The sequence below is a fragment of the Roseicyclus sediminis genome (assembly GCF_025515305.1).
In the GTDB taxonomy this organism is placed as follows: domain Bacteria; phylum Pseudomonadota; class Alphaproteobacteria; order Rhodobacterales; family Rhodobacteraceae; genus Roseibacterium; species Roseibacterium sediminis.
In genome coordinates this window covers 47,691-59,533 of the sequence record NZ_JAOPHT010000018.1, presented here as the reverse complement: position 1 = coordinate 59,533, position 11,843 = coordinate 47,691, and the positions used below count along the sequence as shown (strand labels likewise).

Genomic DNA, 11,843 nt, shown 5'->3' with positions numbered 1-11,843 from the left:
TCCCATTTTTCGCCGATTGAAGCTGTATCCGTGTTCTGACACTGGACGAGAGAAGGCCGTGATGCAGGAAAAGAACAGAGTGCAGAGAGGGGCGCACCTCAAGGCGCGGCGGGTATCGATTGGCCTTGGCCTGCCCCCACTGTGTTTGGGAGCTTGAATCACGCAGCTCAGGAAGCCTCAAGCTGGTTTATGGGTCCTGACCCTAGTTTCTCCCGAGCCCTTAGGTGTTTCCTATCACGAGATCCGAGCCCATGCTATCCGGTTGCGCCCTCCGAGTGCCTTGATACCCTTCGTCCTAGGCATGTGGTCTTGACCCAGTGGGCTGGCCGCTTGATCCTGATTTCAAAGTCTTGCCACAAGAGGCCGATAGACGGCCCGGAAGAGCAGTTTCTCGAGGTTGCCGACAGATGAATGGCTATCCAGATTGGATAATTGACCGTGGCTTTGGTGGTGCGGACGTTGCAGTCGCACCTGGCCTAGTTCACGAGCAAGGCAAATGGCCCAATGGGCCTTCCGCGCCTGGTTCGCTGGAGGCGGTGGAAAAGCTTGCTGCTTGCTGCCGAAAGGATGGCGACGGCAAGCGCTGCATGGTCTTCCTCGTAGGTGGTGCGGGCAACGGGAAGTCGTTCTTGGCGTCTCGCGTCGTTCAGGCAGCTGGAGCCACTAAGACCGACAGGCCGACAACCTTCGCGCGACGTAGCTACCTCTACAAGACAGCAAGCGGCCAGCCGCTACGGATCATTAACGATGCGACCATCCCAACCGAGGATCGGTCCGTGGGCGGGCTTCTACGCGAGATTTCGTCGGCCCTTGATAGCTCGGAACACCTGCTTGCTTGCGTAAACAGGGGCGTGCTGATCGGGGAGACCAACGCCGTTTCCATCGACGAGGCCTCCGGTGCTGACGCCATTGCAGGAGAGTTGTTGCTTCGTACCTTTCAAGCGAACGCCGGAGAACACGTTGAGAAAGATGGGTGGGTCTTGGTGCCTTCCCTGGGTGCACAGACCGGGAACCTGTCGTTCGAGGTTACGACTCCGGCCGGCAATCGGTTTGAGCTTCTGGCTGTCTACATGGACAGCTTTTCCTTGCTTGAGCCACTCTCTGGCGACGGTGATGAAGGGGGTTTCCCAAACAGGATCTCGCCGATCGTAGATCGGCGAGAACGAGAGGCTCGCCACGCAGCATTCGAGCAGCCCCTGTCCAAGTTGGCCACTAACATCGCGCGGGAAATCGGTGTCGGGCCGCCGGGTGGTGAGCTGGACCCGGTGTTGGCAAACGTGCGCCACCTACAGGAACCGTCGCTCGTCGATACTTGGTGTCGGATCCTGCGTGGAGCTGAACTCATAGAGGGCTCCAACTTCTCCTACCGCGACCTCTGGGGATTGTCGGTACTTTCGGTCGTGGGGGCGACCAGTGGTCGTACCCTAGGGGAACTTGCGGCATGGGTGCGTGAACGCGCCAACGAAGTGCAAGGCGCAAAGGATGAGCTGGAGAGATGTCGTTCGCTCGTCTCGCTGGCCTCTCTTCGCCTGCACCTCACGATGTTCGGTGGCCTGCATGCCAGTCTTCCGCTCGATGCCAAGCGTTGGACCGGAAGCACGCCTGAGAACGACGCGGTCTCGGCGATGATGCGCGCGGACCCCTTGCTCGACGTGGATCCGGGGTTAAGCAGAAAGCTTTTCGAGCTTGTTTCCCACGTGAAAGAAGGTCGTCCGTTGAAAGGAAAGCTCGGATCTTTCGACGCAAACCTCGTTGCAGCATGGAGCCCACTTGAGGATGCGTTGGACCTCGCAATCGCTGCACTGATCGATCCAATGTCGCGGCGCCAATTCGATTTTGATCGTGCCGAGTTGCTCGCGTGGTATGCCCAGTACCTCGTGAGGTTGGCCTGCGTCTCAACCGGCCGCCCAGCCTTCTCGCAGGTTATCTCGGAGTGGCAGAAACTACGTCTGCGCCTAAACACGGGAAAGCATATCAAGGACGATATTTTGAAAGCGGTCCGCGATGTGGCTTTGCCCAGCACGGACGACCACCATGCGTTCGCTTCGTCTTCTTTGCTTCCCGTACTCAAGCCGCGGGTAAACAGCCCCGGCTTCAGCCAACCGCACTTGGCCATGAGGGTTCGGCCCAAAGACTTCGAGGTCGAGGTTCTTCCCAACGGCGAGAAGATGGTCGTCCGGATCATGGAACGCGGAAGCAATGATTACGCGGAAACGGCATTCGATTTTCATCTCCTGAGAGAGGCGCTTTCGAGACAGCGAGGGAACGGTTTTACAGACTCGCTGCGCCACGTGGAGCCACGTCTCGAAAGGATGAGGGCTCGGCTCCTTTCGATGAAACTTCATGACCCGAAGGGCTCGGGCGATGCCGTGTTCATCACCAGCGATGGCAGGAGATTGACTGCATGATAGGGTCAGACGGAGCTGGACAGCCAGCCGTGTCAAAAGGGTCGGGCCTCTTCCTAGGGCTCAATCGTCCGCAATACGCGAACATGCCTGAAACCCTCATATCGGCATTGGTTTGGGGTTTTGTCGATCAAGTGGCGACGGGTACGAAGATCGAGCTTGTCGTGGACGACGGCGAAGCCGCTAGGCAAGCCGTTGCGTACGATAGGTACGACCAGGGCGGGTCGCGTCTCGACATCGGCTACACTTTGCCTGCTGAAGGTACCAAGCGGCGGGAACGGTTGGTCGATGCCTTGTGGGACGAATTTGATTTCGCGAATGAGCATGATGCCCGTGACGCCGCGCAGGTCCTCGTTCGCGATCTGCGCGCGTTGCGACCCACGAAGTCAAAGACGTTTGCGGCGGTCCCTATCGATCTCTACACGGCGCTCCTTCAAGATAGTTCGGGCCTTTTGAGAACCCGGGGGCCGGCTAACTACGCGGCGATATTCGAACGAATGTTTGCCTTAGGCGGTGGTGGCGGTTCGGCCGCGCAGCAGCTGGTTTCCGCGCTCTCCCGCGAAGGGGAGGGCCATCCGAAGTGGCTAAGCTCGATCCTTGGTTCTGCGGCGCCTGCATACGTCCAAGTCGCAGGCGATAAAGCGCTGGAAGGACTTGGGCGCGATTTCCCAGCCCCGGGAGGAAATCAGCCAGCGTGGCTTGCCGGAAGGAATACGCCCTACACCTGGTTTGCGAGGAGCTGGGTGAACCTTTGCGAGAACGGATGGACGGCTCGAATGCCGCGGCGGCGCTGGGTGGACTGGGCGTCAAGCGTTCTGCGTACAAGCCTTGGCATGGGGTACCTGTTCGAGATGAACCTCGTTCGAACAATGGTATTGTCAGTCGGGGATGAAAGGTCGGAAGAAGCTGTTTTGCGAGCTGCACTTGCAGATGGTCAGCCCCTCCTCCGGTGGGACGACACTGCACGAGTTTCAGACAGGTGCGTTCGCGAGCAGGTTCGCGGTGCCGCTCGCGAAGGCACCGCCGCTGCCAAGCTACTCGAAGGATGGATACAGAGCGAGAACTGCCCTTCTCCTAGTGATCACGAGGACCAGCAGGACGGCCTCGGTTCTTGGCTGCAGGTAGCTCGGGCTTGGGCAAACGAGCGCGGCATAAAGAAAACGGTCCGGGAGATTGCTGCCGCGATGGAAGGTGCTGGAGACCTAAGGCCGGCGAAAAACGTCGACGAAACGATCCTTTACTCGTTGCGTGAACGGTCGGAAGGGCCTTCGGCGCAAGACCACTATGCGCTCTTGAACCGGCGAGGGCGATATTTCGTTGTTGATCCCGGACAGGAGTGGCTCGTCGCGCTTGGTGGGCTTGCGTCTACTGGACCCTCCAAACCGATACGCGTTGCTGACATAGCCGACAGCCTTGCGAGCCTTCGCCTGCAGCCACCGATACCTTCCATCATTCGCCGTCTCGAGGCGAGCGGTCTTGCTCGTGGAAGCCACGATGCCGACGAGGCCATTGAAGTCCAAGCATCATTCTAAACCATTACCAAGGATCAAATGAGCGAAGCACGAAATCACTTGTTGGCAAGAGCCTTGGGGCGGGTAATGGCGAAGTCCGCCGGGCTCACGCGCCTGCAACTGCCCGCGGGCCTTGACCCCGAAGTCGCCGCTGAAGTGGCGAAATCTGCGAACGCCACTCGTGGCGAAGCGCAATTCGCACACGTGGTGCGGCAATCGCCGTCGGAAGGTGAAATTTCCCCTGAAGAAGCCATCAAGGTAAGGACGAGGGAAGACGGCAAGTCTGCGAACGCGCTCCTTGTCCACCAGCAAGGCGAGTTCAAGGAGCTCAAGTCACTGGAGGCTTTCCGGCTGGCAAATCCCGGGAGCTTGCCATCTGGGCTACTGGAAGAAGGCGAGGGCGAGCTCCAGTCAGCCACGCTTTTGGAAGAGGTGGCGTTGCTGTGTCCGGACCTGGCCACGAACGACGCTCAGCGTTCAAGGTTAGCCGGCATTCTCAAAACCGTTCTCTTGTTCCTACTGGACGCCTACCGCGCGGTTGGAAACGACGAAGTAAACTGGACCGATGCTTGGTGGCGGCACGTCGACACGATGCTGTCCAAGCTGACCTCCGTGGGCCAGGCACTTCCATCCGCCCACGGGCTCAACCGGATGGTGATCGCGGTATACGCAGCGGCAGGTCTGCCGATTCCGGACAACCAAACGGCCGGTGTTTATTCTCGTACCAATTCTGGCAAGAAATTTGCCAAGATCATCGGCGAAAGGTGGGGCAGTAGCAACTCGGCTGAGGCTGCGATCAAGGACATTCGCGACATCGAACGGAAGGCGAAGCGGCTGGCGGCCGACGCGGAACATTCCTTGGCGCGATTGGAATGGGAAGACTTGGCTGCGACCCGCGCACGCCTTCGTCACCCGGTGTTGGCGTGCTGTTTTCACGGACATGGTAGCAATGACTGGCTGGATGGTTGGGCCAGTACGAGCGAGACGGCCTTCTTTTCAGGAGCCGTTGTCGACAGCGATGACATCTTGCTGGGGCGTCTCGACGAGGATGGTCTCGTGCCTCTTCCATGTGTACCCGGCCTTGATGCCAGCAATCGCGTACACGTGCTGGCGGTCCGTGACGCGGATTTCGATCGAGGGAACAAGCAGTGGCTGGGAACTTTCGGGTTCGAGTTGCCGTATTCCGCGCAATTTGACGGCGTCGCGCCTAGCTTCGAAGTAGACTGCAATCCGCGAGCCCTCGTGGCAGAAAATGTTCGCGTAGAGCCCAGCGGCGATAAGAAACTCTTGGTATTTGACCTCGAGCTACGTCTTCCCGGCGGAACTTGGAGGGAGAACCCTAGCAAGATCACCGCAACGCCCCAGTCCGACAGCGCTCGTGAAGTCTTGCGAGGAAAAGCCACGATACAACTAGTAATCGCCCACCCGGGTAGGGGCTCCACTTGGTTGGTTGAACATCCCCGGGGAAAATCGGCGAAGGCCAGACTGCTATCTCACAGTACGACCAAGTACTCGATTAACGACGGCAAGATCGTTCCGGTTGAAATCGGGCGCGACGAGACGCCTCTTTTCAAGCTGGGCAAATCGACGGCTAGCTTCGAAGTAATATCAGCCGGTCTGGATGCTCCATTGACGCTTTCCAGCGCCGACAGGGAGTGGCAACCCGATATCACGGAAGTGCACAACGAGGAGCTCCCGCTCAGTCGCAGCGAACCTCTGCGTGCCGATGTGGATCTGCAACTGACCCTTGGCGGACACATAGTGGACATTCAGGTGCCGGAGGTTTCCGAAGAGCACCTCTCTCCATTTACCGCATGCGCCACCAACGAGGCAGTCGCCAACGATATCGACGGATCGATCATGGAAGAGTTGGAGCGAGACCCTCGCTGCGACCTGGAGAAATGGCTCGCATCCGAATTCGTGCTTGGCCCCGCGACGCCCGCACACCCTGGGTCGCTTGGGATCTTGGCCGTCGCCGCGGAAAGGCAGACCCGGAGTGTTGAGCCGAGCTTCGACGCCTCGATGGGGTATTTCGCCGCCGGCACCGTTCCAGGTGCACCGCGACTGCAGGACGGAATCGCGGACTTGGATGAGGTCCAAGATTTTTGGCGAGGGTTCCAAGAGCTTGGCTTGGGAGAAATCGCCGGGGCTAGTGGTGGACCGGCCGCTTGGCCGAGCCGACTGGACCTCAGGTTGCTCGATAAGGGCAAAGTCGAGAACTACTTGGAAGCGTATGGAAAATTGCTCGGGCAGGCACATGCATTCCAGCCCAGCATGTTGCTCGCGTTTCCGTTCTCGATCCCGATCGTTGCGGGCGGAGACCTTGAAGGTATCCTGCTTTCACCTTTGCATCCGCTTCGCCTTGGTTGGTCGTGGTCGGTGCAGAATAGCGCGGCAAACGCGCTGAGCACTCGGAGCAGCAGGGAGGTGCATGACCTGCTTCGTTTCGTTGACGGGCTAGGCTTTCCCTTGATCGCGCCGTCCGTGGAAGAAGAGCACCTGCTTTCCGTTCCCCTCGATCCAAAGCTTAACGGCGTGTTCTCGGCATGGTCATTCCTGGCAGCAAGGCGCGCTACCCGAAACGGCACCGGTACGATACCCACGATTCTAGGTCGTCGCTTTCCATTTGGTGCTGCATCCGGGCTGGATCGTGGCGGGGTGGCTTCAGCTCTTAGGGACTTCTTGCGGGTAAACCCGCTAGTGACCCAATTGAACGTCGGACTTCATGCGGCGGACAAAGTTGAGCGGGCCACGGAGCTCGACCAAGCATTGATCGACGCCGTTGGACGTGAATTGGCCGATGGTATGGGACGCTTGCCCGGCGGCGTAAGGATCTACGACAGCCCGAATAGGCTTGGTGAACTTCCCGAACCGGAGGCAGTCATAGCGTCGATCGAGGATACGATCTCCAGTGCTCGCCGTGGAACTGACCGTTCTGCGCGTACGCCGCACATCGAGTGGGCAACTGCGGACACCGGGGATCTGGATGTACAGTTCTTGGAAACCCCCCTCGTGCGAGTTGAAGTCGGGTCAACCGGGCAAGAGAAACCGGACGGCGCAGCGCCGCGCCTTCCGATTAACCGGCAAATCGTTTGGTCGCGAGAAGGATCCGGTACCCAACGCTCGGCCTACTGCCCGGTTTTGCCGGAGAACAGCTTTCAAGACCTGAGGTTTTACGGTCACTGCCTGCACGAGCTCGAGACGCTGGCTTCGCACGACAGCCTTCCCCGAGTAAGCTGCCGGCTGGCAGGCGTGCCCGCGCTAACGGGGTCCACCGCGCGTTGGACTGTCTCTGGCAATGCCCACATGGATCCAGCGAACCTTTCGAGGGAGCTCGGACAGATCAGCTCGGAGTTGGTCCTCTGGGAATGGCGACCGGCCTTTCTCGCGCGGTTGGAGAACACGTCTCGTTCAAGCGTTGCAACTGCACGTCCTTACATCACGATTTCAAGGCTCGATGACTTCTTCCGGCAGGAGTTGGAGGACGATTGCCGCAAGGCACTTGGGGAAACCGCGAAGTCTTCTGCGCAGCAGGTCCTTACGGAGCTTGGAACGCGGGGTATCGGGTTATCTTCGCTGCTGTCGATTGGTCACACGCAGACTTCGGGAGCGATAGGCTTCTTCCTCGCGTTCAGGGCCCTCAAGGACTGGGAAGAACGGAACAGCGACGATGACATTCGCTGCATTCTCCCGATGGATGCAATTCATCCCGTTCTCGAGGCCATTGCCGGCGAAGATTGGAAACCCGACGACAGGCGGAGGGCTGACGTTCTGGCCGTGAGGGCCAGGAAGCATGACGATGGGACGTACGCCGTGATCCTGCACCCCGTGGAAGTGAAAATGCGTTCGGATGACGGGAATTTCCCCTCGCCGCGATCAAGCCAAATAGAAGAAGCGCTAGGCCAGCTCGCGAATTCGTCGAAGTTGCTGGCGAGCCTGGCGGCACGTGTCAACGATGGGGACGACGTCTTGCTTAACAATGCGGTCGCATCGTTGTTGGAAGCGGCGCTCTCCATCCGCGCCGTCACAGGGCTCGAGGATCAGCGTGGCGAGGTCGAGAAGGAACGTGATTTTCTGAACGCGGTAGCAGAGGGTCGTTGTGACGTGAATACTTCGACGGGTACGCTTTTCTGGTTCCAAGCAGGCGGGCAATCGCTGGGAAGCAGGCCAATCGAAGAACGTGTCGGGGACGGTGCTGATCCTTGGCAGGTGCTTTTGAACCCGCTCCATTATGGAAATGCTCTGGTGGCCGACGAGCCGAGCGAGGCCCACGCACCCTTCACCAGGGCCCTCGACCGAGACGCGATCGGACGTTGCGATGAAAGCCGCCCTGGCACCGATCCTGCTATCGACACAGAAGGGAAGAATGAGAACCAAGGCGACCAAAGAGGAGTTCAGTCCGCCGAGCATCCAAATGGAGACCAAGGCACTGGTAGCGACGGCTCGCACCCGTCTGTTGACGTGCCGACGCAACTTGTTGGCACCGGTGATCATTCGCGACCCTCAGAAAGAGATTTCGTTAAGAAACCTCCGGAAAAGCCCCGGGAGCAGGAGGATGAGACACTCGACGGAGTAAAAATCCATGTTGGGACGCGCGCGTCTGGAACCAAGTCCGAGAAGGTCGTCTTCGATCCCAGCAACACGGCGGTGAACCAGCTGAACATGGGTGTCCTGGGAGACCTTGGCACCGGTAAGACCCAGTTTCTGCGCTCTTTCGTCTACCAGCTTTCGCAATCTGCAGACGACAATGGTGGCCGGCCACCAAAAGCATTCATCTTCGACTACAAGACTGACTACATCGACGAAGAGTTCCTCGAGAGCGTGAACGGCAAGCTCTTGGCCCCTGGGGATGAACCAATCCCGCTGAACTTCTTTGCGCTTCCAAGGGATGCGAAGAAAAATGCATACAAGGCGAGGGCGCGGTTCTTCGCGGACGTCATCGATAAGGTTAACCGCATTGGCACCGTCCAGCGGCAGCGCTTGGTCGATTGCGTGCAGCGCGCCTACGAGTATTTTGGTGACGGGGAGTATCCCCTGGTCAGCGACATCCTCGAGATGTACCGCGAACAAGTTCCGACACCCGACTCTGTTACATCTGCGCTTTCGGACCTTGTCGATCTGGAGGTTTTCGAGACCGACAGGGGGAACCTCCTTACGATCGAAGAGCTGTTCGATCGCACGGTGGTTGTTGATCTCAAGGGCATGCAGGCTGGCGCCCACGTTCAGAGCGTGCTGGTCATTCTCCTGATAGACCTGCTTTTTTCCGAGTACATGCCAAGTCGGCCCAAGGTGCTGCGCAAGGATGCCAATGGCGTGCAGCGGCGGCTGATCGACTCGTTCCTTTTGGTGGACGAGGCACATCACATCATGGCGCACGATTTCGAGGTCCTTAATCAGCTGATGTTGCAGGGGCGCCAGTTCGGGATGGGCGTCGTCCTGTCATCGCAGTACCTCTCCCACTTCAAGCAAAGCAGTATTGACTGGTCGCAGCCGCTCTTGACCTGGTGCATCCACAAGGTGCCCCGGATAAGCGCAAAGGACCTACAAGGTATCGGCTTCACTGGTGACAATGCTGCACTTGCAGAGCAGGTGCCGCAGCTCGAACCGCTTCACTCGATATTCAAGACCGAGCCGGACCTAATGTCCGGCACGTCTATGCGGGACAAGCCTTACTTCGAGTTCTTCGAGTAGCATTACCGATAAGCGGGATAGGACTCTGCATGGGGAAATAACTTGGCGAGCTGGGCAGCATATATTCCAGAGTCGGTTGACGAACGCAGAGACCTAACCCGCTACCAAGAGCGCTGGGGGAACCGCGGCCTTGAGGGGCTGGCTTGCTACGTGGACGATCACGCGACGCGAGCTCACTGGGTGCGGAAAGCTCTCATGCGTGGAAGAGCCATTCATCCGTCAGACTTTGGCCGGAAGCTTTGGTGGGACCCCGAGGTCAACTACTAGGCAAAGGGCGTGTTGGTAAGCAAAAACCCACCTCGAGCAAGACTACGAGCACACTCCGTTCATTCATATGGTAATTCTGGGGAACACGAAATCCCCCTTGGAGCCGAGGAATTCGATTGCGATCTGTTGTTGCTTCTCACTCGTGACGAGCAAGGCGTCACTCAAAGCGACTGCGTTCATTCCTTGTTTAGTGGCGACGGCAGAACAGCTTCTGCTTCTTTCTCGGTTCAACCCGCCGTGCAGGCCAGGATCTAGCTGGCAGGATAAGTCGCTGCGTCCGCCGCCTCGAGGACAGCACTCCAAAGCTGCTCGAATTGCCGCTGTTGCTCCCTGTACCACCTTTCCTGCAGCGTCTCGTCCCAGCGCATCTTGACGAACGCGATCGCAGGGTAGGTTCCTAGACCAGCTGCGATGGCAAGCACGATGACAAGCCCGTGCGGCCCGATAAGAAAGATTGGTGCCACGAGTACGGCAGCCGGAAGCAACATGAAGGCAAGCCACCAGAAAAACGCGGAAGGAAACCTCATAGGATCGGACGGGTAGGGGCCGATGCGCGCTTCGGTTGCGAGCTCAGCTTCCCTTATACTCGTCTCGGCGACTTGGAGTGCCTCTCTTTGCGCTTTCGATAACGGTTCGTCCCAATAGGGGGCGACGTGTAGTCCAGCCGTCGAGAGGTATTCCTGTGCGAGCGTGATAGGGTGGGGGATGCGGTTCATGCCCATGCTCCGCGCGGACCGGAGCCACCCTGACCACCAACTGTGATCCTCTCCAGCCGGAGTTCCTTGTCTCCGGGCATAAAGAGGTAAGAAACAAGCGGACCTTCCCTGCCAGCCGAGTAGTCAAGGCAGAGCGCGTTCGCCGCTTGTATGACCGGGCGCCCCGTCAACCAGTAGTGCCCGAAGAACACCGGCTTCGCGTTGGCCGGGTAGCTCCGCTCCACGATCCCTGCCGGTGGCTCGCCTGGAGGGAGCTCGTTCGGCTCCGGCACGGACATCGCGATGTCGTGCCACGTCCTTGGCTTGGCAGACCACCACTTGGCACGGATGTAGTCGCGCTTGACCCCATCCTTGTCATGGAAACCGTACCCTTTCGGGAGCGGAAACTCCGGTCCCTTTGTCGTCGTCTCCACGGCGTCGTGAAGTAAGTGCCGCGGGTCTGCGACCTCGACGTGTAGCTCCTCGTGGAGAATACCGTCACCGGCCGACGTCTTGATCTCGCAGACGTGGCTTTCGTCCCAGCAGGCGTGGACGGCGCGGAATTCATCGGTCTCTAGGAACAGTGGTAGCGATCGCATCCAATCGATGACGTCACGCGTCTTCGATGCTCCGACTGGGTACTCTTCGAGAAAGGTCCGGTGTTGCTTGGTGTTCTTTTCTGACCGAGCGCGCAGAGGCTCACCGCTTTCAGGGTGTTCGGTGTGGTAGCGGATCGCGTTGAGCTCGTGGTTACCCATGACAGCGCGAGCGGAACCGGCGTCGACCATGCGTCGGACGATATCGATCACCTCGGCGTTCTCGGGGCCTCGATCGATGAAGTCACCGAGGAAGACAGCGGTGCGGGTCACCGTTGGTTGGCGCCATGCGCCGCCGGTGTCGTGGTAGCCTAGGCTTGCGAGCCGGTGCTTCAGCTTCTCTGCCTGGCCGTGGATGTCAGGGATGATGTCGTACATCTAGTCTCCTTGTGTTGGTGTCTGCGTGCATCGTTGCAATGATCAGGCTGGTTCGGGGACGCGAGTGCTCGCTGGAGTGGCCACTGCCTGGCCGTCGGTTCGGGGACGCATCACGCGGTAGCGGTCGATCGGAAGGGACCTTTGCGTCGACCGTGTCTCCGGCGTCCAGTACCAGGAGCGGACGAGGTCAATGCCCGCGACGCCGATCCTTTGTACGACCCCGTTTTTCGCGTTCTTGGGGTCTTCCCGTGAAAATACCTCGACGATGGTGCCCTTCGGCACCGGCATGCACTTGCCGTC

General features: G+C 59.1%; 5 protein-coding genes. 3 read left to right on the top strand and 2 right to left on the bottom strand.

Annotated features, from left to right (window positions below):
• Positions 1-407 precede the first annotated feature (407 nt).
• From N8I71_RS17810 to N8I71_RS17800, 3 genes are all read left to right on the top strand, one after another.
• A complete protein-coding gene (locus N8I71_RS17810) occupies positions 408-2,408 on the top strand; it encodes a hypothetical protein (protein WP_262879375.1) in 2,001 nt (666 codons plus the stop codon).
• An 83-nt stretch (positions 2,409-2,491) separates the two neighbouring features.
• Complete coding sequence (locus tag N8I71_RS17805; protein ID WP_262879374.1) at positions 2,492-3,937, top strand: hypothetical protein; 1,446 nt, start codon at positions 2,492-2,494, stop codon at positions 3,935-3,937.
• Positions 3,938-4,003: 66 nt separating this feature from the next.
• On the top strand, positions 4,004-9,607 hold the full coding sequence (locus tag N8I71_RS17800) for a hypothetical protein (RefSeq protein WP_262879373.1): 5,604 nt from the start codon (positions 4,004-4,006) through the stop codon (positions 9,605-9,607).
• A gap of 518 nt (positions 9,608-10,125) precedes the next feature.
• Here the strand turns inward: N8I71_RS17800 and N8I71_RS17795 are convergent.
• Both N8I71_RS17795 and N8I71_RS17790 read right to left on the bottom strand, forming a co-directional pair.
• Positions 10,126-10,590: a hypothetical protein gene (locus N8I71_RS17795; RefSeq protein WP_262879372.1), complete on the bottom strand. Its 465-nt coding sequence runs from the start codon at positions 10,588-10,590 to the stop codon at positions 10,126-10,128.
• Positions 10,587-11,543 carry a metallophosphoesterase gene (locus N8I71_RS17790; protein ID WP_262879371.1) on the bottom strand — a complete coding sequence of 319 codons (957 nt, stop codon included), beginning with the start codon at positions 11,541-11,543 and terminating at the stop codon, positions 10,587-10,589. The genes N8I71_RS17795 and N8I71_RS17790 overlap by 4 nt, the downstream gene beginning before the upstream one ends.
• Between the last annotated feature and the right edge of the window lie 300 nt (positions 11,544-11,843).

Excerpts from the sequence above, each read along its gene's own strand:
- N8I71_RS17810 (WP_262879375.1), top strand. The coding sequence starts at position 408 with ATGAATGGCTATCCAGATTGGATAATTGACCGTGGCTTTGGTGGTGCG.
- N8I71_RS17805 (WP_262879374.1), top strand. The coding sequence starts at position 2,492 with ATGCCTGAAACCCTCATATCGGCATTGGTTTGGGGTTTTGTCGATCAA.
- N8I71_RS17800 (WP_262879373.1), top strand. The coding sequence starts at position 4,004 with ATGGCGAAGTCCGCCGGGCTCACGCGCCTGCAACTGCCCGCGGGCCTT.
- N8I71_RS17795 (WP_262879372.1), bottom strand. The coding sequence starts at position 10,590 with ATGAACCGCATCCCCCACCCTATCACGCTCGCACAGGAATACCTCTCG.
- N8I71_RS17790 (WP_262879371.1), bottom strand. The coding sequence starts at position 11,543 with ATGTACGACATCATCCCTGACATCCACGGCCAGGCAGAGAAGCTGAAG.